The organism is Arthrobacter sp. PGP41 (assembly GCF_002953935.1).
Taxonomy (GTDB): Bacteria; Actinomycetota; Actinomycetes; order Actinomycetales; family Micrococcaceae; genus Arthrobacter.
On sequence record NZ_CP026514.1, the window covers coordinates 1,451,044 to 1,472,254 of the forward strand.

Sequence of the window (21,211 nt, forward strand, 5' to 3'; positions counted from 1 at the left end):
TCACTGGTCCTCGGCCAGGTCCCGGTACCGTGCCTCGTTGCGCGCCGCCGTCCGGATGTACAGCCAGGCGCTGAGCCCGATCACCGGGTAGATGCCGGCCCCCAGCAGGAGCCAGGCGAACGGAATGCCGGCCACAGGGGTTTCGGCCAGCCCGGGGACGGTGGTGAGCAGCAGGGGGAAGGCACCAAGGATCACCAGGAAGCCTCCGGCGACCACCAGGCCCAGCCGCAGCTGGGAGCGGATCAGGGACCTGACAAAAACCTGTCCGACTTCGGAGTCCTGGGCGGCTTCCCGCGTCTCCTTTGCCGGCCGCAGCGCAGTCTGCGGTGCCGTTACCCGCACCCTGGTCATGTATTGGGCCTGATCCGGGTGGCCTCGAGTTTCTCCCGTACCGTGGGAAGGTGGCGCCTGCTGATGGGCAGGCCCGCGCCCGCCACCGTGACGCTGGGACCGTCGGCCGCGAGCTTCATCGAGGTCACGTGCTTCAGGGCCACCAGGTAGGAGCGGTGCGTCCGGATGAATCCGGCGTCCGCCCACTGCTGCTCGAGGTCAGCCAGCGGAACCCTGATCAGGTAGCTGGCCTCGGCGGTGTGGAGGCGCGCATAGTCGCCCTGCGCCTGGACGTAGGTGACGTCGTCGCGCCTGATCATTTTGGTGGTCCCGCCCTGGTCCACCGTAATCATCTCCGGCGCGGCGCCGCCGTCGCGCAGTTCGCTGATGCGCCCCACGCAGCGGGCCAGGCGCTCGGCCCGCACCGGCTTGAGCAGGTAATCCACCGCGGCGAGTTCGAAAGCGTCCAGCGCGTGGTCCTCGTCCGCCGTCACGAACACGACGGCGGGCGGCCGGCTGCTCCCTGCGATGGCCCGGGCAATGTCCAGGCCGGACATCGCGGGCATGTGGATGTCCAGGAAGACGGCGTCGACAGTGACGGAGGAGAGGGCATGGAGGGCTTCGCTGCCGGAGGTTGCCCGGAGGATCGTTCCCACGCGTTCGTCCCTTCCCAGCAGGAACGCCAGTTCCTCAACGGCGGGCAGCTCATCATCAACGACGAGGACGTTAATCATGCTCCTAGGGTAGCTTTCCGGAGCCTGCAGTTGGCGCCGGAGGCGGTCGGCGCAGGCCGGGGCCGGTCACGCATCGTGGCCCGGCTGCGACTTCGGGACCCGCATGGTGATCAGCGTTCCCTCTCCGGGGGCGGTCTCGATCACCAGCCCGTGGTCGTTGCCGTAGACCTGGCGGAGGCGGGCATCGACGTTCCGCAGGCCCACATGCTCGCCGTCGGTGTGGCCGGCCAGCATGGACTGGAGCTGGCCGGGGTCCATGCCCACGCCGTCGTCCTCGATGGTCACCTCGGCGAAGGCGCCGGCGTCGTTGGCCGTGATGCTGATGTGCCCGGCCCCCTCCTTGGCCTCGAGCCCGTGCCGGACCGCGTTCTCCACCAGCGGCTGCAGGCTCAGGAACGGGATGACGGTGCTGAGTACCTCCGGTGCCACGCGAAGGCTCACCTGGACGCGCTCGCCGAACCGCGCCCGTTCCAGGAGCAGGTACCGGTCGATGCAGCGGAGCTCCTCGGCGAGCGTGGTGAAGTCCCCGTGCCGCCGGAAGGAATAGCGGGTGAAGTCGGCGAACTCCACCACGAGCTCCCGGGCACGGGCGGGATCCGTATTGATGAAGGACGCGATGGCGTTCAGTGAGTTGTAGATGAAGTGGGGGCTGATCTGGGCCCGCAGCGCCCGCACTTCGGCCTCCATCAGCTGGGTGCGTGAGGCGTCCAGTTCCGCGAGCTCCACCTGCACGGCCACCCAGTCCGCCACTTCGCTGGTGGCCCGGACAAGTCCCGCGCCGGCGGACGGGGCGAAGGCTGCGACGGCGCCCACCACCCGGGAGCCGGCCCGCACCGGCGCGATCACGGCTGCGAACGGGCCCCCCGTAGTGTCCGTGGCGGGGCCTGCGTCCCCGGCCGGGAGCACAGCCGTCCGGCCGCTCGCCAGGACGCTGGCGGCAAGGTCCATCATCCGCGGTTTCAGGTCCTCACCGGCGCCGTCCCACGCCAGCACGCCGGAGGTGTCCATGATCGCCAACGCATCGCAGCCCAGCAAGGCACGCAGCTGGCGGCTGGCCTTGGCCGCGCCCGCGGGGTTGAGTCCGCGGCGGAGGTGCTGGCCCGCCTGGGAGGCGGCGTGCAGCGTGTGGTAGGTGGCGCGCTCGGCGTCGGTGCCCAGGTCCCGGAAGGACCGGAGCACCTTGAGTCCCACGCCGACGACGACGGCGATGGCCATGGCGATGACGGCCACGGCTGCGGCAGTCAGGAGGGGGGAGTCCGGCATGGTGCCCAGCGTAGCCGCGGGTGCCGTTTGTCGCAGCATCCCAACCGTTGAGCGACCGCCGGCGGCCAAGTCTGGAATGTGGCACCCCGCACGCAGCAGAGTGATTGTAGTCACATTTGCGGTACCCCGTCTTCGGGGCCTGCCGTTGGGTGTGTCCAGGCAAGTCTCAACAAGGAGGAACGATGGGTAACGATGCCCACACTCCGGACGCAGCGGCGTCCGTGGACTTCGAGCAGGTCCAGTCGACGGAGCAGTTCAAGGAACTGCGCAAGCGTCACCGCAGCTTTGTCTTTCCCATGGCAGTCGCATTCCTGCTGTGGTACTTCGCGTACGTCCTGCTCGCCGACTACGCCGTGGGCTTCATGTCCACGAAGGTCTGGGGCAACATCAACGTGGGCCTGATCCTCGGCCTGCTCCAGTTCGTGTCAACGTTCGCGATCACCGGCTGGTACGTCAGCTACTCCAACCGGCGGCTGGACCCCATCGCGGCCGAAATCCGCAACGAAATCGAAGGACACGAATTTGATAAGCACGGCAACCGAGTGAGCGGAGCAAACAAATGATCGGCATCGCCACCGCGGTGGACGTGGCCGCCCTCAAGGACACCACGCTGCTGAACATGGGGATCTTCGGCCTGTTCGTGGCCGTGACCATGGTGATCGTCTTCCGTGCCAGCCGGAACAACAAGACCGCCGCGGACTACTACGCTGCCGGCCGCTCCTTCACCGGCTCGCAGAACGGCACCGCCATCGCGGGCGACTACCTCTCCGCGGCCTCGTTCCTGGGCATCACCGGCGCCATCGCCATCAACGGCTATGACGGGTTCATGTACTCCATCGGCTTCCTGGTGGCCTGGCTCGTGGCGCTGCTGCTCGTGGCCGAACTCCTGCGCAACACCGGCAAATTCACCATGGCCGATGTGTTGTCCTTCCGGCTCAAGCAGCGGCCCGTGCGCATCGCTGCCGCCATCTCCACCCTCGCCGTCTGTTTCTTCTACCTCCTCGCCCAGATGGCAGGCGCCGGAAGCCTGATTTCGCTCCTGCTCGGCATCAGCGACTGGGGCGGACAGGCACTGGTGATCATCGTCGTCGGCGCCCTCATGATCATGTATGTCCTCATCGGCGGCATGAAGGGCACCACCTGGGTGCAGATCATCAAGGCAATCCTGCTCATTGCAGGCGCCGCCGTCATGACACTCTGGGTCCTGGCCATCTACGGCTTCAACCTCTCCAGCCTCCTGGGCGCCGCAGTGGAGACGGCCAACAACCCGGCCGTCCTCAACCCGGGCCTGCAGTACGGCAAGACCGAAACCTCGAAGCTCGACTTCATGTCACTCGGCCTGGCCCTGGTCCTCGGCACGGCCGCCCTGCCGCACGTGCTCATGCGCTTCTACACGGTCCCCACGGCCAAGGAAGCCCGCAAGTCCGTGGTCTGGTCCATCTGGCTGATCGGCCTCTTCTACCTCTTCACCCTGGTGCTGGGCTACGGTGCCGCTGCCCTGGTGGGTGCCGACACCATCAAGAGCGCCCCGGGCGGCGTGAACTCGGCTGCCCCGCTCCTGGCCTTCTACCTTGGCGGACCGCTGCTGCTGGGCTTCATCTCAGCCGTCGCGTTCGCCACCATCCTCGCCGTCGTGGCCGGCCTGACCATCACGGCTGCGGCTTCCTTTGCCCATGACATCTACGCCAGCGTCATCTCCAAGGGGAAGGCCGACGCCGACACGGAAGTTAAGGTGGCCCGGCGCACCGTCGTGGTCATCGGCGTCCTCGCAATCCTGGGCGGCATCCTCGCCAACGGACAGAACGTGGCGTTCCTCGTGGCGCTCGCATTCGCCGTCGCAGCCTCCGCCAACCTGCCCACGATCATCTACTCCCTGTTCTGGCGCAGGTTCACCACCCAGGGCGCGGTCTGGAGCATGTACGGCGGCCTGGGCTCCGCGATCGTCCTGATCATCTTCTCGCCGGTGGTCTCCGGCGCAGCAACATCGATGATCAAGGACGCGAACTTCGCGCTCTTCCCGCTGAGCAACCCCGGCATCGTGTCCATTCCGCTCGCGTTCCTGCTGGGCTGGCTGGGAACCGTCCTCGACAAAAAGCGCGAGGACACCGCCAAGCAGGCCGAAATGGAAGTCCGGTCCCTCACGGGGGTGGGTGCCGAAAAGGCCACCAGCCACTGACCTGCGCCCAGCCCCTGGCCGTCATCAACCGCCGGCCGAGGGCAAGAACACCGAAGAGCCTCCGTACCGGGAACATTCCATTCCTGGTACGGAGGCTCTTCCGTTCCTGCCGGAGCTGCTAGCCCGCGGGCCTCAGTTTGATGTTGGTCATCTTGAGCTCGTCGGCTCCTTCAAAGCGGTAGGCGAGGTCCACCTCTTTGCCCTCGCAGCTAATGAGTCCGACAATATCTGCCGACTTGGTTCCGTTCTCGGTGGCAACCTTAAGGTCGGTGTAGGCCGGTTTGCAGGATCGGTCCATCTCCAGGCTTTTGACGCCGGAAATGAAGGCCTCCTTGGACAGCTGCTCCTGCAGCGCCGGGTCGAGGTACTCGTCGTATGCTTTGGAACTGTCCCCGGCGATCACCAGCTTCGTGAAACCGTCCGCCAGGCCCCGCGCCTGGTTGGTGGCGCTGCCCGCTATGTTGACCAGGATGATGATCCCGAGGATCACCAGCAGCAGGACGCCGCCGGCGCCGGCCGCAATGATCCACAGTTTCCGCCGGTTCCTTGGCGTCCTTGGCGGCGGCTGCCCCGGGAGCCCGAAGGGCGCGGAGTCCGGGCCCTGCCCGAAGTGCGGCTGCTGGGGCAGCTGCCGGGACCCAAAGCCGGTGTGGCCCGGCTGGTACGGTTCCTGAGGAGTGCTCAAAATGGAGCCTTTCGGGAAAAGTGGTGCTGCGCACCGCTCGGTGGCGGGGATCCTGTGCCGGCCCCGCCAATTAACTGGCACCAGCCTATAGCGCGGGCTGCCGGCCTCGTACTCCGGCCCGCCTTCCGCCGTCGTACTTTACGTCGATGCGGGACGCCCGCTAGCCGCGTTCGGAACCACGGTCAAGCAGGGGCTGCACCCGGAACGGAATGAGTTCCCCCATGGCCAGGGCCGTGTCAGTCCTGTCCACGCCTGCGCACGCCAGGATTTTCCCGTTGATCCGGAACAGGTCCTCGGCGTCCAGTGCCACCACCCGCAGCAGCAGGTCCGCCGAACCTGTCAGGCCGTAGCCCTCAAGGATCTCGGGGATGACTGCAAGTTCCTTTGCCAGCTGGGCGAGCCGTTGCTGCTGGACGTGGACGGAAATGAAAGCCATCAGCGGGTAGCCCAGGGCAGCGGGGTTGATCCTCCGCTCGAAGGACAGGAAGACGTGCCTTTTCTCCAACTGCGCCATGCGCGCCTGCACGGTGTTCCGGGACAGGCCAAGCTTCTGGGCCAGCGCCACCACCGTCTTCCGCGGGTCCTGGGCCAAGGCCGAAAGCAGGCGGGTGTCGGTGCCATCCAGGGCTTGCATAATGCGCAACGTTAGCACGGTCGCGGGCCGCCGCGCAGAGCATTTTGCTCAATGATCGCGCCGGTGGTTGTACCTCCTGAGCATTGTGAGTAGGGTCACAATATCCGGGGCAAAGGCGCCCGGGCGGCCGGCGGCCGGCGGGACCACAAGTCCCCAAACCGCGGGTCAACCACGTGAGAAGATTGCGGGCTATCGTGTCTACAGACGAAACGGGCCAGGGCGGATCCACCGCCTCCATCAGTGCCCGGTTACCCCATGGACAAGGACGGGACCTGGTCCAGTTGGTCACCCCTTCCGGAGAACGGGTCAGCCATCCGGAATTCGACTACTGGGTCCGGGACATCACCGACGAGCAATTGTGTTCCCTTTTTGAGGACATGAGCGTCATCCGGCGCATCGACGTCGAGGCAACGGCCCTGCAGCGGCAGGGCGAACTTGGGTTGTGGCCGCCGCTGCTGGGACAGGAAGCGGCGCAGGTTGGCTCCGGCCGCGCGCTCCGCAGCGACGACTTCGTCTTCTCCAGCTATCGGGAGAACGGGGTGGCGTACTGCCGCGGAGTGGACCTGACGGACCTCGTCCGGGTGTGGCGCGGCAACGCGTCCTCGGGCTGGGATCCCTATACGGTCAACATGGCCACCCCGCAGATCATCATCGGCGCCCAGACCCTGCATGCCACCGGCTACGCCATGGGCATCCAGGACGATGGCGCAGATTCGGTGGCCGTGACCTATTTCGGCGATGGCGCCACCAGCGAAGGTGACGTCAACGAGGCAATGGTGTTTGCCGCAAGCTTCCAGGTCCCCGTGGTGTTTTTCTGCACCAACAACCACTGGGCAATCTCCGAGCCTGTCCGGCTCCAGTCCCACATCCAGCTCGCGGACAGGGCTGCCGGGTTCGGCATCCCCAGCCTGCGCGTGGACGGCAACGACGTCCTGGCGGTCATGGCGGCAACGCGGGTGGCCCTGGACCGGGCACGGCGCGGCGGCGGCCCGACCTTCATCGAGGCGGTCAGCTACCGGATGGGCCCGCACACCACGGCGGATGACCCCACCCGCTACCGCGACCCCAACGAACTCGAGGACTGGGCTGCCAAGGACCCGATCAGCCGGATTGCCGCACTGTTGGACCGGAAGGGCCTGCTGACCGAAGAACTGCAGCAGCAGGTGAAGGACAAGGCCGACGCCGTGGCGCGCGAGATGCGCACGGGGTGCATCACCATGCCGGACCCCGAACCGCTGGACGTCTTCAGGCACGTCTACAGCACACCCAACTCCTGGCTGGACCGGCAGCAGGACCACTACGCCCGTTACCTCGCCTCCTTCGGTGATCCCGCTGGGGCCGTCCCAGAAGAAGGTGCACGCTGATGACCCAGATGACCTTTGCCCGTGCCATCAATGCCGGCCTCCGGAAGTCCCTCGAGAACGATCCCAAAGTGGTGCTCCTGGGCGAGGACATCGGCACCCTCGGCGGCGTGTTCCGTGTGACCGACGGGCTGCAGAAGGACTTCGGGAAGCACCGCGTGGTTGATACGCCACTGGCTGAATCGGCCATTGTGGGCACCGCCGTCGGCCTCGCCTACCGGGGCTTCCGCCCGGTGGTGGAAATCCAGTTCGACGGTTTCGTGTACCCCGCATTCGACCAGATTGTCAGCCAGGTGGCCAAGATCCACTACCGCACCCGCGGAGCGGTGAAGATGCCCATCACCATCAGGATTCCGTTCGGCGGCGGCATCGGCTCACCCGAGCACCACTCCGAATCTCCGGAGGCCTACTTCACCCACACGTCCGGCCTGCGCGTGGTGACCGTTGCGGATCCGCAGGACGCCTACACGGTGATCCAGCAGGCCATCTCCTGCGACGACCCCGTGCTCTACTTTGAACCCAAGCGCCGCTACCACGACAAAGGCGAGGTTGACGAGGCACTGGACCCTGCCACCGCGGCGCCCATGGGCCAGGCGCGCGTCCTGGCCAAGGGCACCGACGTCACGCTGGTGGCTTACGGCCCGCTGGTCAAGACGGCCCTCGATGCAGCTTCCGCGGCCGCCGACGAAGGGATTTCCATCGAGGTCATCGACCTTCGCTCGCTGGCGCCGGTGGACTATGGCACGGTTGTTGCCTCCGTGCGCCGAACCGGACGAATGGTCATTACCCACGAGGCCGGGCAGTCGGGCGGCCTGGGTGCAGAAGTGGCGGCGAGCATTACCGAGCGGTGCTTCTACTACCTGGAAGCCCCGCCGGTCCGCGTCACCGGGTTCGACATTCCCTACCCCTACTCCAAGCTTGAAATGCACCATCTGCCAGGCCTGGACCGAATCCTCGACGGCGTGGACCGTGCCCTTGGCCGGCCTAACTCCCTCAGCGGGCTGGAAGGATGAGCGCCACCATGATCAAGGAATTCCGGTTGCCGGACCTGGGCGAGGGACTTACTGAATCGGAGATCCTCAGCTGGAAGGTGGGAGTGGGCGATACCGTCAGCCTGAACCAGGTGATTGCGGAAGTTGAAACGGCGAAGGCAGTGGTGGAGCTCCCGTCCCCGTTTGCCGGGGTCATCAAGGAACTGCACGAGCAGCCGGGCTCGGTGGTGGAGGTGGGCAAGCCTATCGTCTCCTTCGAGGTAGCGGACGACGCCGGGCAGGCACCTTCGGGGGGAACGGGGGAGGCGGCATCCGGGGCAGCGTCGGGGGCGCCCAAAAGGGAGCCAAACCTGGTGGGCTACGGCGCCGTCCCGGAAAGCACCGGCCGGCCCGCGCGGCGGCCGCGGAACATCCCGGTGCCTGAGAGTGTCGCCAGGCCTGTCGACACCAGGCCTGTCGACACCAGTCCTGTCGACACCAAACCTGCCCAAACCGAACCTGCCCAAACCAGTCCTGCCGAGACCACGGCCGACCGCCCCCGGTCCACGCCGCCGGTCCGGAAGCTGGCGAAAGACCTCGGGGTGGACCTGGCGGAGGTGGCCGGGACCGGTCCGCAGGGGCTGATTACCCGCGAGGACGTGCAGCACTTTGTGGATGGCAAATCCCGCGGCATTAGTGCAGGCGCTGGCGCGGGCCACGAAGCAGCCACTTCAACGGCGTGGCAGGCGCATCCGGATGGACGGGAGTCCCGGACCCCCATCAAGGGCGTCCGGAAGCTCACGGCCGCCGCCATGGTGCAGAGTGCTTTCACTGCACCGCACGCCACGGAATTCCTGACCATCGACGTCACTCCCGCCATGGAACTGCTTGCCCGGCTTCGGGACAGCAGGGCATTCGCGGGATACAAGCTGACCCCGCTGACCCTGGCGGCAAAGGCGGTGCTTATAGCCCTCCGGCGCAATCCGTCGCTCAACTCGCACTGGGACGAGGAAACCCAGGAGATCGTCACTTTCAACTACGTCAACCTCGGCATAGCGGCCGCCACGCCGAGGGGCCTCATGGTGCCCAACATCAAGGACGCGGACTCATTGTCCCTGGCCCGGCTGGCAGAAGCACTGACGGCGCTCGCGGAAACCGCCCGGGCCGGCAAGACCCCGCCGTCGGACCTGTCCGGAGGCACCATCTCCATCACCAATATCGGCGTCTTCGGTATCGACGCCGGCACCCCCATCCTGAACCCGGGGGAAGCGGCGATCCTGGCGCTGGGAGCCGTGCGGACGGTGCCTTGGGAGCATCGCGGGGAGGTTGCCCTGCGCCAGGTGATGACCCTGAGCCTGTCCTTTGACCACCGGCTGGTGGATGGCGAACAGGGTTCGCGTTTCCTTGCCGATGTGGGTGCCATCCTGGCCGACCCCGGCATGGTCCTCACGATGGTCTAGGCCATGGACGGCCCTGGCCCGCTTGAGCGTTGCTGCCCGGCACCGCTTATGCGGTCCGGGGCCGTTCGTGGGACTTGGCGTCAACCAACAGCGCTGCCAGCGCCATGCTCTCAAGCAGCGGGCGGGCGGTTCCGGCGGCCACCTTCCGGCCGTGGCTGCGGACCGAGTGCGGTGTGGAGTTGATCAGGCCGAACGTGGCGTGGGCCCGCATCCGGAGCTCCGAACCGTCCGTCGCGGGATGGAGCCTCGCGAGGACGTCCACCCAGACCTCCACATAACTGCGCTGGAGGATCCGCACCGCCTCCTGGTCCTGTTCGGACAGGCTGCTGAAGTCCCTGTCCTGGACACGGATGACGTCCGGCTTGCCCAGGGCAAAATCCACCTGGAACTCCACCAGTCCCCGCAGGGCTGCCAGGGGATCGGCATTGTCCGCCACCACCCGGCGCCCGCCGTCCAGCAGCTCCTGGCTGACAGTAACCAGCAGGTCGGCCAGCACCGCCTGCTTGCCCGGAAAATGGCGGTAAACGGCCGGGCCACTGACGCCCGCGGCAGCACCGAGGTCCTCCAGAGACACGCGGTTGAAGCCGTGCAGGGCAAAGAGGGACGCGGCAGCGGACAGCAGCGCCTGGCGGCGGTTCTCCTTCGCCCTGCTCCGCTGCGTTGTACTGCCGCTGCGCTGTGTTGTACTGCTGCGCTCGCCGGCGGGCGCCGCATCTGTGCTTGGCACAATTCCTCCTCGGACCCGGAGAGTCTAGCAAGGCAGTCCCTGCCCCTGTGTTGGACATCACAGTTAATCGAGACTAACCTGAATTTCAGTTACTCAATACTAACCGAGTTGGTTTTCGCCGACCGGCCCCAAGATGAACAGGATGCGTCAATGGAGACCATTGCCACCCGGCTTGATCCCTCCAGCGGGACCTTCGCGGCAAACCGCGAAGCGCAGCTGGAACTGGCGGAGGACCTGCGGAAAAGGCTGGCGGACGCTGCGCTGGGCGGACCGGAGAAATCCCGGCAGCGCCACGTGGCCCGGGGGAAGCTGCTGCCTCGCGAGCGCATCGACCAGCTGCTCGATGACGGCAGTCCGTTCCTCGAAATCGCGCCGCTCGCCGCCAACGGAATGTACAACAACGAGGCTCCCGGCGCCGGCGTCATCGCCGGCATCGGGCTGGTCCACGGCCGCCACGTGCTGGTGATCTCGAACGATGCCACGGTCAAGGGCGGAACGTACTATCCGCTGACCGTCAAGAAACACCTGAGGGCCCAGGAGATCGCCCTTGAAAACCGGCTGCCCTGCATCTACCTGGTTGATTCCGGCGGCGCGTTCCTGCCAAAGCAGGACGAGGTCTTTCCGGACAAGGAGCACTTCGGCCGCATCTTCTATAACCAGGCGAGGCTGTCCGCGGCCAAGGTTCCCCAGATCGCCTCGGTGATGGGCTCCTGCACCGCCGGCGGCGCCTATGTGCCGGCCATGAGCGATGAAACGGTGATCGTCCGGAACCAGGGCACCATCTTCCTAGGCGGGCCGCCGCTCGTGAAGGCCGCGATCGGCGAGATTGTCACGCCGGAGGAGCTAGGCGGCGGAGAGGTCCACTCGAGGATCTCGGGTGTGACGGACCACCTGGCGGAAAACGACGAACACGCGCTGCAGATCATCCGGGACATCGTGTCCACCCTCCCGCCGCCGGCGCCGCCCGCCTGGGAGGTGGAGGCCGCCGTCGAACCGTCAGCAGACCCTGAGGGGCTGTACGGTGCCGTGCCCACGGACGTGAATGCCCCGTACGACGTCCATGAGGTGATCGCCCGGCTGGTGGACGGCAGCCGGTTCCATGAGTTCAAGAAGGAATACGGCGCCACCCTGGTGACCGGTTTCGCCCGCCTGCACGGGCACCCGGTGGGCGTCGTGGCCAACAACGGCGTGCTCTTTAGCGAGTCGTCCCTCAAGGGCGCACACTTCATCGAACTCTGCGACCAGCGCGGCACCCCGCTGGTGTTCCTGCAGAACATCTCCGGCTTCATGGTGGGCAAGGATTCTGAACAGGGCGGCATCGCCAAGAACGGCGCCAAGATGGTGACGGCGGTAGCCACCGCCCGGGTGCCCAAACTGACGGTGGTCATCGGCGGTTCCTTCGGCGCCGGCAACTACTCCATGTGCGGCCGTGCCTATTCCCCGAGGTTCCTGTGGATGTGGCCGGCAGCACGGATCTCGGTGATGGGCGGCAACCAGGCCTCAAGCGTGCTGGCCACGGTGAAGCGCGACCAGTACGAGGCCGCTGGCCAGGCGTGGTCCGCCGAGGACGAGGAGGCATTCAAAGCGCCCATCCGGCAGCAGTACGAGGACCAGGGCAGCCCGTACTACTCCACCGCCCGCCTCTGGGATGACGGCGTGATTGATCCGGGCGATACGCGCACCGTGCTGGGCCTGGCGTTGGACGTCGTGTCCCGCACGCCGCTGCCGGACACCTCCTTCGGCCTCTTCAGGATGTGAGCCAGCACATGACCACCCCTTCCTTTACCGGCACCTCCACGGCAAGCAGGCCCATGTTCAGCACTGTCCTGGTGGCCAACCGCGGCGAGATCGCCTGCCGTGTGATCCGCACCCTCCGCGCCCTGGGCATCCGGGCGGTTGCGGTTTACAGCGATGCCGACGCCGGCGCGCGCCATGTGCGCGAGGCCGACACAGCCGTTCGGATCGGCCCCGCCGCGGCCACGGAGAGCTACCTGAAGATCGAGGCCATCATCGATGCGTGCCGCAGGTCCGGAGCGGAGGCGGTGCATCCGGGCTACGGCTTCCTGAGCGAGAACGCCGACTTTGCCCGCGCCCTGGACCGGGCCGGCATAACCTTCATTGGCCCCGGTGTTGATGCGCTGAACGTGATGGGGGACAAGATCCGCTCCAAGAACCACGTGGCCGGTTACGGCGTCCCCGTGGTGCCGGGAGTGGCGGAGCCCGGCATGACGGATGAGCAGCTGGTGCAGGCGGCCGGCGGCGTGGGGTTTCCGCTGCTGATCAAACCCTCCGCAGGCGGGGGCGGCAAGGGCATGCACGTGGTGGAACGCCCGGCGGACCTCCCCGCGACGCTGGCTACCGCCCGGCGGGTGGCTGCCAGCGCGTTCGGCGACGATACCCTGTTCCTGGAACGCCTGGTATCAACCCCGCGGCACATCGAGGTGCAGGTGCTCGCGGACAACCATGGCAACGTCATACACCTGGGCGAGCGTGAATGTTCGCTGCAGCGGCGCCACCAGAAGGTCATCGAGGAGGCGCCGTCGCCCTTGCTCGAAGCGCACCCGGAAGGCGCCGCCCTTCGCGCCCGCATCGGCGAGGCCGCCTGCAATGCCGCCCGCAGCGTTAACTACAGCGGTGCCGGGACCGTCGAATTCCTCGTTTCGGACGACGCGCCGGACCAGTTCTACTTCATGGAGATGAATACCAGGCTGCAGGTGGAGCATCCCGCCACCGAAATGGTCACCGGCATCGACCTCGTCGAATGGCAGGTGCGGATCGCCGCCGGCGGGGAACTCACCATCCGGCAGGCCGACGTCGAACTAAGCGGGCACGCGGTGGAAGCACGCGTCTACGCCGAGGTTCCCGAGAAAAACTTCCTGCCTTCCACCGGGACAGTGCTCCTCTTGGATGAACTGCCCGGGCAGGCGGCCGTCAGGGTGCGGGTGGATTCGTCCCTGGTGGAAGGACTGGAGGTATCGTCCAGCTACGACCCCATGATCTCCAAGGTGATCGCATGGGGCGAGGACCGTTCAGCTGCCCTGGACACCCTGGACGCGGCGCTCGCGGGCTACACGGCGCTTGGGCTGGACACCAACGTGGAATACCTGAGGTTGCTGATCAATGATGCCGATGTCCGCGCGGGACGCCTGGACACGGGCCTGATTGAACGCAAACTGCCGCACCTCGCCTTCCGCCGCGTTGGCGAGGCCGAGCTGGCGGCGGCGGCGCTCTTCACCCTCCATGCGGAGGAACAGAACAACCCGCTGCCGCCCGGCGTCTGGCATGCCCGCAACGGCTGGCGCCTTGGCACGCCGGCGCCGCGCTGCGTCAGCCTGGGAACGCCCGACGGCGGCGTGGCCACGGTGCGGATCAGCGGCAGCAACGCGGCGGGCCCGATAGGGGACGGCGCTGTCCCGGAAGGCAGTGCCCTGGTGGCCGTGGGCGGCGGACCGCCCCGTCCGGCACGGCTGGAAATGATTTCCCCGCGAAGTGTTGCGCTGACGTTCAACGGGCGCACCACCGCGTACGCCGTCGTGCCGGGATCTTCAGCGCTTTTCCTTGGCAGCGAGGGCTGGTCCTGCCGGCTGGAAGTCCTGACGCGTGAGACGCGGCTTAAGCGGGTACTTGCAGCGATACAGCGGGAGGAGGGTGCTGCCGACCCGGCGGTGCGCTCACCCATGCCGGGAACCGTGGTGTCCGTTCCGGTCACCGACGGTGCGGCTGTCACGGCAGGGCAGGTGCTGGTTTCGGTGGAGGCGATGAAGATGGAGCACCAGCTGCTGGCTCCGCTTGACGGGACGGTGCACCTCAGCATCCGGCCTGGAGACCTGGTTAAGGCGGACCAGGTCCTGGCCACGGTCCACCCCCGCACCGCAGGCACAGACACAGACACAGACACAGACTTACTCAACGGCGAAGGAGCCTAGACATGGCAGGTTTTGAACTCAGCGAGGAATACCAGGAGCTCAGCGACACCGTCCGGGACTTCGCGGACACCGTGGTGGCACCCGTTTCCGCAAAGCACGACGAGGAGCACAGCTTCCCCTACGAGGTGGTCAAGCAGATGGGAGAGATGGGGCTGTTCGGACTGCCTTTCCCCGAGGAATTCGGCGGAATGGGCGGCGACTATTTCGCCCTTGCCCTCGCCCTGGAGCAGTTGGGCCGGGTGGACCAGTCTGTTGCCATCACCCTCGAAGCGGGAGTGTCGCTGGGCGCCATGCCCATCTACCGTTTCGGTACGGACGCGCAGAAGCAGGAGTGGCTGCCCATGCTGGCATCCGGCCAAGCGCTGGCAGGCTTCGGCCTGACCGAACCGGAGGCAGGATCGGACGCGGGCGGCACCAAGACCCACGCCCGGCGCGAGACTGCCGGCGGCACAACAGAGTGGGTGATCAACGGCAACAAGGAGTTCATCACCAACTCCGGAACGGACATCACCCGCCTGGTCACCGTCACCGCCGTCACCGGCCGGAAGGAACGCGGCGACGGCTCGGTGCAGAAGGACATCTCCACCATCCTCGTGCCCACCGATACCCCGGGTTTCAAGGCTGAGAAACCCTACAACAAGGTGGGCTGGAACGCCTCGGACACGCATCCGCTGACCTTGAAGGATGTCCGCGTCCCGGAGGCCAACCTGCTGGGGGTGGAAGGGCGCGGCTATGCCAACTTCCTGTCCATCCTGGACGAGGGCCGCATCGCCATCGCGGCACTGGCCACCGGCGCAGCGCAGGGCTGCGTGGACTTGTCGGTCAAGTACGCCAAGGAACGCAGCGCCTTCGGGCAAAACATCGGCAAGTACCAGGCCATTTCGTTCAAGATCGCGCGGATGGAGGCGCGGGCCCACACCGCCCGCCTTGCCTACTACGACGCGGCGTTCCGCATGCTTGCCGGCAAGCCGTTCAAGACCCAGGCAGCCATCGCTAAGATGGTCGCAGGCGAGGCGGCCATGGACAACGCGCGGGATGCCACCCAGGTATTCGGCGGCTATGGCTTCATCAACGAGTTCACCGTGGCACGGCACTACCGCGACTCCAAGATCCTTGAAGTGGGGGAGGGCACCACGGAGGTCCAGCTGATGCTGATCGCCCGCGAACTGGGACTGTAGCCGGCCTGAGAGGATCACCGATGATTGACAAGGTTGTTGCCAGCGCTGACGAAGCCGTCGCGGACATACCGGACGGAGCGTCCCTGGCCGTGGGCGGATTCGGCCTCTGCGGTATCCCGGTGACCCTCATCGACGCGCTGCACCGGGCAGGAACAGCGGAACTGGAAACCGTCAGCAACAACTGCGGCGTGGACGACTGGGGGCTGGGCATCCTGCTCCGTGACGGCCGGATCCGCCGCACCATCAGCTCCTACGTGGGCGAAAACAAGGAGTTCGCCCGCCAGTACCTGGCCGGTGAACTCGAGGTGGTGCTCACCCCGCAGGGCACCCTGGCCGAGAAGCTCCGCGCCGGCGGCGCCGGCATCCCGGCGTTCTACACGAAGGCGGGGGTGGGCACGCAGGTGTCCGAAGGCGGGCTGCCGCAAAAGTACGACGCAGAGGGCGGGATTGCGATCGCGTCCGCGCCGAAGGAGGTGCGGTCCTTTGGCGGTGTGGACTACGTGCTGGAGGAGTCGTTGACCCCGGACTTCGGGCTGGTCCACGCCTGGAAAGGCGACCGGCATGGAAACCTGGTCTTCCACGCCACCGCCATGAACTTCAATCCGCTCTGCGCCATGGCCGGCAGGATCACCATCGCCGAGGTGGAGGAGCTGGTGGAGCCTGGCGAACTGGACCCGGAACACATCCACACTCCAGGGATCTTCGTCCAGCGGGTGGTGCTGGCCGCCAACGCGGAGAAACGCATTGAAAAACGTACCGTTGCCCTTCCCCGGCCGGGCAGCGGAACGTCCGGGATTGGCGCCGGCACCAACCAGCAGGCAGGAGCATAGCCATGGATCCCAACAGCCCCTACGCTCCACGGCCCGAAGGCGTCCGCCCCGAATACCGCCGGGCGGCAGTCCAACAGCACGCGGTCCAGGCAGACGGGACCGCCGCCAAAGGCTGGACCCGCAATGAACTCGCCGCCCGCGTGGCGAAGGAGCTCAGCAACGGCCAGTACGTCAACCTGGGCATCGGCATGCCAACCCTCATTCCCAACTACATTCCCGACGGCGTGGAAGTGGTGCTCCACTCCGAAAACGGGATCCTCGGCGTCGGGCCCTATCCCGCGGAGGATGCGGTTGATCCCGACCTGATCAACGCCGGCAAGGAAACTGTCACGGTCAACAAGGGTGCCGCTTTCTTCGACTCGGCTTCTTCCTTTGGAATGATCCGCGGGGGCCATGTGGACGTGGCAGTCCTGGGCGCCATGGAAGTTGCGGCCAACGGTGACCTGGCCAACTGGATGATCCCGGGCAAGATGGTCAAGGGCATGGGCGGCGCCATGGACCTGGTCTTCGGCGCCAAGAAGGTCATCGTGATGATGGAGCACGTGGACCGGAACGGGAATCCCAAGATTGTCAGGCGGTGCACCCTGCCGCTGACCGGCAAGGGCTGCGTGGACCGGATCATTACGGACCTTGCGGTCATCGACGTTGTTGCGGACGAGTCCGGGTCCAGGCTGATACTGCGCGAATTGGCGCCAAACGTCTCCGTGGAGGACGTGGCCGCCGCCACCGGGGCGGACCTCTTCGAGGAAGACCGGGAACTGACGGTATGAGCGGGGGAGACAAGCAGGACGTCGGCGGCGAGCCGCTCGTCATTGAGCAGCGCGGGCTGTACTTCGAGGAGCTGCAGGAGGGCGTCACCTACGCCCACCGTCCCGGCCGCACGGTGACGGAGGCCGACAATGTCCTGTTCACCACGCTGACGATGAACACCCAGGCGCTGCACCTGGATGCCGCCTGGAGCGCGGGTCAGCCCTTCGGCCAGCGGCTGGTGAACTCGATGTTCACCCTGGCCACCATGGTGGGGCAGTCCGTCTCTCAGCTGACCCAGGGCACCATTATCGCCCAGCTGGGCCTGGCCGATGTCTCGTTCCCGCATCCGCTCTTCCATGGCGACACCCTCTACACCGAGACGGTGATCAGCGGAAAGCGGCTCTCGGGTTCCCGGCCGGGCCAGGGAATCGTCACCATGGAGCACACCGGCCGCAACCAGGACGGGACGGTGGTGGCCCTGGCCACCCGAAGCTGCCTGATGTGGACCCGCGAGGCCCATGCCAAGCGGCAGGACCACGGACAGGAGACAATGCAGTCATGACTTTTGTGATGGGCCCCGCCCTGCTCTTCTGCCCTGCCGACCGGCCGGAGCGCTACCAGAAGGCGGCCGCCAGGGCTGATGCCGTCATCCTGGACCTCGAAGATGCGGTGGCGCCGGCGGATAAGCAGCGCGCCCGCGGTGCCATCCTCGCCCAGCTGGGGACCACCGGCGTGGAACCGGAGCTTGAACCCAGCTGCACCATCGTGCGCGTCAACCCGGCAGGCACGGAGGAGTTCGAGAAGGACCTGCACTGCCTGGCCCACACCCCCTACCGGACAATCATGCTGGCCAAGGCGGAAACCGCGCAGCAGCTCGAAGCCCTTGACGGATACCAGGTGATCGCGCTGTGTGAAACGGCCCTGGGGGTCCTGAACGCCCCCGCCATTGCAGCCGCCCCCAACGTGGTGGGCCTGATGTGGGGGGCGGAGGACCTGCTGGCATCGCTGGGCGGTACGTCCAGCAGGAAGGCCGACGGCGGCTACCGGGCCGTGGCGATGCACGCCCGTTCCGCCGTGCTGCTGGCTGCGCGCGCCTGCGGCAAGGAGGCGGTGGATGCGGTTTACACGGACATCCCGGACCTTTCCGGGCTGGAGGAGGAAGCGGCTGACGCCGTGGCCTCCGGCTTCAGCTCCAAAGCGTGCATCCATCCGAGCCAGGCAGCCGTGGTCCGGGCCGCCTTCGCGCCGTCCGACGCTGAGGTGGCGGCGGCTGAAGCCCTCCTGGAGGCCGCTGAGTCAGCGGGGTCAGGAGTGTTCAAGTACCAGGGGAAGATGATCGACGGGCCCCTCCTCAAGCACGCCCAGGAAATCATCCGCCGCGCCCAGGCCGTGGGCTAGCTGGTCCGCCCTCATCCCGGCTGCCCCTGCGACCGCCGCAATGACAGCGGGGGGATCGGCTCGTACAGCAGCCGCCGCACCCACCGGTTCCCGGTCTCCCGGAACTCCTTGCGGCTTGCGAACCGGTAGTGGTAGCTGCGCACGCGCACCCAACGCGGCGGCGCGCCGTCGAACGGGTCATGGCGGAGGAGCCGCAGCGTTTGCCTGTCCGCCTCCAGGAGCTTGCCCAGGAAAGCGTAGAACCACTCCTCATGGACCGTCCTTAGCGGCAGGAACCACATCAGCCAGTCCAGGCGGAGGTGGTAGGGCGCCCATTGCCGGGGGAGCCTCCCGAGGTCACCCGGCTTGCCCTTGAAACCGTACTCGCGCCACTCGGAGGAGTTGTCCGGGTCCTCGTCGAGGGTGCCCTCCACCACGATTTCAATCCGTTGCCTGGTGACCGTGCCGAACGCGCCGTAGGTATTGACCAGCTGCCACCGGTTGAAACTGGCATTCATCAGTTGCCGGCGGGAGAAGAGGTTGCGCAGCGGCCAGTAACTGAGCACAACCAGCAGCAGCGTGGCAGCCAGCGTAATGGCCAGCCACCAGAGCGGCGTCTCCCGGTCCACGCCCGGCGCTCCGTGCCAGTCCACCGGAATGGCCGGCAGGACGGCGTGGGCAACCGGATCACTCACGGCGGCGAAGGCCAGCACAATGGCAATCCAGTTCAGCCACGCGAAGTTGCCTGTGGCCACCAGCCAGAGCTGGGTTGCGATGACAATGCCTGCCGCGACGCTGGCAACGGGCTGCGGAGCAAACAGGAAGAACGGCACCACCAGCTGGGCGAAGTGGTTGCCCAGCACTTCCACCTTGTGCAGCGGCTTGGGCAGCAGGTGCGCCTGCCGGCTGAGCGGACCCGGCATGGGCTGCGTCTCGTGGTGGTAGTAGAGGGCAGTCAGGTCACGCCATTCCCGGCCGCCGCGGATCTTGATCATCCCGGCACCGAACTCCAGCCGGAACACCAGCCACACGATCAGGATCAGGATGGTGCGGGGCGGGTCTGTCTGGTCCGAGCCCAGGAAGGCCACCGTGAAGCCCGCCTCCAGGAGCAGCATCTCCCACCCGAACCCATAGAAGGTCTGGCCCACGTTCACGATGGACATGTACAGCAGCCACAGGATAAGGAACGCTATCAGCGGAACCCACGGCGGGCCCTGCTGCGGGATGCCGGCCACGAGCAGCGCCGACACCAGCAGCCCTGCGGCGCACACCCAGCGCAGCAGCCGGTCCGAATACCGCCAACGGAACAGGGTGGGCCGGCGCAGGCGGCTGAAGCCGGAGAGGTATTCGGGGGCCGGGAGAAGGCCTCGTTCGCCCAGCAGCGCCGGGAACTGGTTCAGCGAGGACAGGAACGCAACGAAATACAGTGCCGCCACGCCGCGCTGCAGCACCTGCCGGGCGAATTCGTATTCCGGCGCATCAAACCAGGAGAGCCAGTCCACGCAGTCCACGTTACGCCCGCTCCCAACAGTGCTGCCACCGGGGCAAGGGGATGTGTACCTCCGTTGGGGGCTGCGGTTGTCCGGCAGTGCGGTGCGGGATACTTAAGCAATGCAGCCACGCAGAATCGTCCTCCTCGGATCCACCGGTTCCATCGGCACCCAGGCGATTGACGTCGTCGACGGCGCCCCGCACCTTTTCAAGGTGGTGGCCCTCAGTGCCGGGGGAGGCAACCTGGAACTCCTCGCGCGCCAGGCGGTCCACACGGGTGCCTCTGTCATTGGCATCGCCGGCGGGGACCCCGGTCGACTGGCCTCCTTGGTGGCCGAAGCCGCAGCCGCGGCGGGCAGGCAGGATTACCGGCCGGAAATCATTGCCGGACCGGACGCCTCCACCCGTATTGCGGGGGTCGAGGCTGACGTGGTCCTGAACGGAATCACCGGTTCCATCGGGCTGGCGCCCACCCTGGCCGCCCTCAAATCCGGCGCCACGCTGGCGCTTGCCAACAAGGAGTCCCTGATTGTGGGCGGCTCGCTGGTGAAGGCCGCTGCCCGCGAAGGCCAGCTCGTGCCGGTCGATTCCGAGCACTCGGCGATCGCCCAGTGCTTGCGTTCCGGGTCTGCCGCGGAAGTGGAAAGACTGATCCTCACCGCGTCCGGCGGTCCCTTCCGCGGCAGGAGCAGGGACGACCTGCTCGGGGTAACTCCGCAGGAGGCGTTGGCGCATCCCACGTGGGACATGGGAGTCATGGTCACCACCAATTCCGCAACCCTCGTCAACAAGGGCCTGGAAGTGATCGAGGCGCACCTGTTGTTCGATGTTCCGCTGGACCGGATAGACGTGGTGGTGCATCCGCAGTCCGTAGTGCACTCAATGGTGCAGTTCATTGATGGATCCATCATTGCGCAGGCGTCCCCGCCGGACATGCGCCTCCCCATTGCCCTGGGGCTGGGCTGGCCGGACCGGGTGCCCAAAGCGGCCGCGGCCTGTGACTGGACGCAGGCCGCCACGTGGACATTCGAGCCGCTGGATACGGAAGCCTTCCCCGCCGTCGGCCTCGCCAAGGACGCCGCGAAGCAGGGCAGTACGTTCCCCGCCGTGTTCAACGCCGCCAACGAGGAAGCCGTGGCGGCCTTCCATGCCGGACGCATCAGGTTTACCGACATCGTGGACACCATCGAGTCCGTCCTCAGCGAACATTCAGGCTCCTCCGGGCTGACGGTGGAGTCAGTGCTGGATGCTGAGGATTGGGCACGCACCCGCGCCCACGAACGTTTAGCAGTCAGCAGTCTCTAGGAAGCAGCAGCAC

Annotated in this window: 20 protein-coding genes; 13 read left to right on the top strand and 7 right to left on the bottom strand. The window is 66.7% G+C overall.

Annotated elements, in window-relative coordinates:
• From C3B78_RS06555 to C3B78_RS06565, 3 genes are all read right to left on the bottom strand, one after another.
• Window positions 1–351, bottom strand: coding sequence for a hypothetical protein (locus C3B78_RS06555; protein WP_104997356.1), 351 nt, complete (start codon window positions 349–351; stop codon window positions 1–3).
• Entirely contained in the window at window positions 348–1,064 is a 717-nt protein-coding gene (locus tag C3B78_RS06560; RefSeq protein ID WP_104997357.1) for a LytR/AlgR family response regulator transcription factor, read from the bottom strand. The genes C3B78_RS06555 and C3B78_RS06560 overlap by 4 nt, the downstream gene beginning before the upstream one ends.
• Window positions 1,065–1,130: 66 nt before the next feature.
• Window positions 1,131–2,327, bottom strand: a complete 1,197-nt coding sequence (locus C3B78_RS06565) for a sensor histidine kinase (protein ID WP_104997358.1) — start codon at window positions 2,325–2,327, stop codon at window positions 1,131–1,133.
• A 182-nt stretch (window positions 2,328–2,509) separates the two neighbouring features.
• Here C3B78_RS06565 and C3B78_RS06570 point away from each other — a divergent pair, with 182 nt between their 5' ends.
• On the top strand, window positions 2,510–2,890 hold the full coding sequence (locus tag C3B78_RS06570; protein ID WP_104997359.1) for a DUF485 domain-containing protein: 381 nt from the start codon (window positions 2,510–2,512) through the stop codon (window positions 2,888–2,890).
• The gene (locus tag C3B78_RS06575; RefSeq protein ID WP_104997360.1) at window positions 2,887–4,503 is read left to right on the top strand and encodes a solute symporter family protein; all 1,617 of its coding nucleotides are present in this window, start codon (window positions 2,887–2,889) and stop codon (window positions 4,501–4,503) included. The genes C3B78_RS06570 and C3B78_RS06575 overlap by 4 nt, the downstream gene beginning before the upstream one ends.
• 118 nt (window positions 4,504–4,621) lie before the next feature.
• On the opposite strand, the gene C3B78_RS06580 is transcribed toward C3B78_RS06575, so the two are convergent.
• The gene (locus tag C3B78_RS06580) at window positions 4,622–5,188 is read right to left on the bottom strand and encodes a hypothetical protein (protein WP_234005541.1); all 567 of its coding nucleotides are present in this window, start codon (window positions 5,186–5,188) and stop codon (window positions 4,622–4,624) included.
• Between the two features lie 160 nt (window positions 5,189–5,348).
• Window positions 5,349–5,822, bottom strand: a complete 474-nt coding sequence (locus tag C3B78_RS06585) for an Lrp/AsnC family transcriptional regulator (RefSeq protein ID WP_104997361.1) — start codon at window positions 5,820–5,822, stop codon at window positions 5,349–5,351.
• A 194-nt stretch (window positions 5,823–6,016) separates the two neighbouring features.
• On the opposite strand from C3B78_RS06585, the gene pdhA reads away from it, so the two are divergent.
• From pdhA to C3B78_RS06600, 3 genes are read left to right on the top strand one after another with little or no spacing between them, the layout of a single operon-like run.
• The gene (gene pdhA, locus C3B78_RS06590) at window positions 6,017–7,186 is read left to right on the top strand and encodes a pyruvate dehydrogenase (acetyl-transferring) E1 component subunit alpha (protein WP_104997362.1); all 1,170 of its coding nucleotides are present in this window, start codon (window positions 6,017–6,019) and stop codon (window positions 7,184–7,186) included.
• Entirely contained in the window at window positions 7,186–8,196 is a 1,011-nt protein-coding gene (locus C3B78_RS06595) for an alpha-ketoacid dehydrogenase subunit beta (protein WP_104997363.1), read from the top strand. The genes pdhA and C3B78_RS06595 overlap by 1 nt, the downstream gene beginning before the upstream one ends.
• Window positions 8,197–8,204: 8 nt before the next feature.
• Entirely contained in the window at window positions 8,205–9,614 is a 1,410-nt protein-coding gene (locus C3B78_RS06600) for a dihydrolipoamide acetyltransferase family protein (protein WP_234005542.1), read from the top strand.
• A 46-nt stretch (window positions 9,615–9,660) separates the two neighbouring features.
• Here C3B78_RS06600 and C3B78_RS06605 read toward each other — a convergent pair whose 3' ends face one another.
• Window positions 9,661–10,341 carry an SACE_7040 family transcriptional regulator gene (locus C3B78_RS06605; RefSeq protein ID WP_104997365.1) on the bottom strand — a complete coding sequence of 227 codons (681 nt, stop codon included), beginning with the start codon at window positions 10,339–10,341 and terminating at the stop codon, window positions 9,661–9,663.
• 150 nt (window positions 10,342–10,491) lie between these two features.
• On the opposite strand from C3B78_RS06605, the gene C3B78_RS06610 reads away from it, so the two are divergent.
• From C3B78_RS06610 to C3B78_RS06640, 7 genes are read left to right on the top strand one after another with little or no spacing between them, the layout of a single operon-like run.
• Window positions 10,492–12,099, top strand: a complete 1,608-nt coding sequence (locus C3B78_RS06610) for a carboxyl transferase domain-containing protein (RefSeq protein WP_104997366.1) — start codon at window positions 10,492–10,494, stop codon at window positions 12,097–12,099.
• A gap of 8 nt (window positions 12,100–12,107) precedes the next feature.
• The gene (locus C3B78_RS06615) at window positions 12,108–14,267 is read left to right on the top strand and encodes an acetyl/propionyl/methylcrotonyl-CoA carboxylase subunit alpha (protein WP_104997367.1); all 2,160 of its coding nucleotides are present in this window, start codon (window positions 12,108–12,110) and stop codon (window positions 14,265–14,267) included.
• Between the two features lie 2 nt (window positions 14,268–14,269).
• Complete coding sequence (locus tag C3B78_RS06620) at window positions 14,270–15,445, top strand: acyl-CoA dehydrogenase family protein (protein ID WP_104997368.1); 1,176 nt, start codon at window positions 14,270–14,272, stop codon at window positions 15,443–15,445.
• 20 nt (window positions 15,446–15,465) lie between these two features.
• Complete coding sequence (locus C3B78_RS06625; protein WP_104997369.1) at window positions 15,466–16,275, top strand: CoA transferase subunit A; 810 nt, start codon at window positions 15,466–15,468, stop codon at window positions 16,273–16,275.
• A gap of 2 nt (window positions 16,276–16,277) precedes the next feature.
• On the top strand, window positions 16,278–17,045 hold the full coding sequence (locus C3B78_RS06630) for a CoA transferase subunit B (protein WP_104997370.1): 768 nt from the start codon (window positions 16,278–16,280) through the stop codon (window positions 17,043–17,045).
• A complete protein-coding gene (locus C3B78_RS06635) occupies window positions 17,042–17,587 on the top strand; it encodes a MaoC family dehydratase (protein ID WP_104997371.1) in 546 nt (181 codons plus the stop codon). The genes C3B78_RS06630 and C3B78_RS06635 overlap by 4 nt, the downstream gene beginning before the upstream one ends.
• Complete coding sequence (locus C3B78_RS06640; protein ID WP_104997372.1) at window positions 17,584–18,423, top strand: HpcH/HpaI aldolase/citrate lyase family protein; 840 nt, start codon at window positions 17,584–17,586, stop codon at window positions 18,421–18,423. Before C3B78_RS06635 ends, C3B78_RS06640 begins: the two co-directional genes overlap by 4 nt.
• An 11-nt stretch (window positions 18,424–18,434) precedes the next feature.
• Here the strand turns inward: C3B78_RS06640 and C3B78_RS06645 are convergent, their stop codons facing one another.
• On the bottom strand, window positions 18,435–19,904 hold the full coding sequence (locus C3B78_RS06645; protein ID WP_104999671.1) for a lipase maturation factor family protein: 1,470 nt from the start codon (window positions 19,902–19,904) through the stop codon (window positions 18,435–18,437).
• Between the two features lie 109 nt (window positions 19,905–20,013).
• On the opposite strand from C3B78_RS06645, the gene dxr reads away from it, so the two are divergent.
• A complete protein-coding gene (dxr, locus tag C3B78_RS06650) occupies window positions 20,014–21,198 on the top strand; it encodes a 1-deoxy-D-xylulose-5-phosphate reductoisomerase (protein ID WP_104997373.1) in 1,185 nt (394 codons plus the stop codon).
• Window positions 21,199–21,211 lie beyond the last annotated feature (13 nt).

What these genes read in the sequence shown, in the direction of transcription:
- C3B78_RS06595 (WP_104997363.1), top strand. Translation starts at nt 7,186, where the DNA reads ATGACCCAGATGACCTTTGCCCGTGCCATCAATGCCGGCCTCCGGAAG.
- C3B78_RS06625 (WP_104997369.1), top strand. Translation starts at nt 15,466, where the DNA reads ATGATTGACAAGGTTGTTGCCAGCGCTGACGAAGCCGTCGCGGACATA.
- C3B78_RS06640 (WP_104997372.1), top strand. Translation starts at nt 17,584, where the DNA reads ATGACTTTTGTGATGGGCCCCGCCCTGCTCTTCTGCCCTGCCGACCGG.
- C3B78_RS06565 (WP_104997358.1), bottom strand. Translation starts at nt 2,327, where the DNA reads ATGCCGGACTCCCCCCTCCTGACTGCCGCAGCCGTGGCCGTCATCGCC.
- C3B78_RS06615 (WP_104997367.1), top strand. Translation starts at nt 12,108, where the DNA reads ATGACCACCCCTTCCTTTACCGGCACCTCCACGGCAAGCAGGCCCATG.
- C3B78_RS06575 (WP_104997360.1), top strand. Translation starts at nt 2,887, where the DNA reads ATGATCGGCATCGCCACCGCGGTGGACGTGGCCGCCCTCAAGGACACC.
- C3B78_RS06585 (WP_104997361.1), bottom strand. Translation starts at nt 5,822, where the DNA reads ATGCAAGCCCTGGATGGCACCGACACCCGCCTGCTTTCGGCCTTGGCC.
- C3B78_RS06610 (WP_104997366.1), top strand. Translation starts at nt 10,492, where the DNA reads ATGGAGACCATTGCCACCCGGCTTGATCCCTCCAGCGGGACCTTCGCG.
- C3B78_RS06630 (WP_104997370.1), top strand. Translation starts at nt 16,278, where the DNA reads ATGGATCCCAACAGCCCCTACGCTCCACGGCCCGAAGGCGTCCGCCCC.
- C3B78_RS06600 (WP_234005542.1), top strand. Translation starts at nt 8,205, where the DNA reads ATGATCAAGGAATTCCGGTTGCCGGACCTGGGCGAGGGACTTACTGAA.
- C3B78_RS06620 (WP_104997368.1), top strand. Translation starts at nt 14,270, where the DNA reads ATGGCAGGTTTTGAACTCAGCGAGGAATACCAGGAGCTCAGCGACACC.
- C3B78_RS06635 (WP_104997371.1), top strand. Translation starts at nt 17,042, where the DNA reads ATGAGCGGGGGAGACAAGCAGGACGTCGGCGGCGAGCCGCTCGTCATT.
- dxr (WP_104997373.1), top strand. Translation starts at nt 20,014, where the DNA reads ATGCAGCCACGCAGAATCGTCCTCCTCGGATCCACCGGTTCCATCGGC.
- C3B78_RS06570 (WP_104997359.1), top strand. Translation starts at nt 2,510, where the DNA reads ATGGGTAACGATGCCCACACTCCGGACGCAGCGGCGTCCGTGGACTTC.
- C3B78_RS06560 (WP_104997357.1), bottom strand. Translation starts at nt 1,064, where the DNA reads ATGATTAACGTCCTCGTCGTTGATGATGAGCTGCCCGCCGTTGAGGAA.
- C3B78_RS06555 (WP_104997356.1), bottom strand. Translation starts at nt 351, where the DNA reads ATGACCAGGGTGCGGGTAACGGCACCGCAGACTGCGCTGCGGCCGGCA.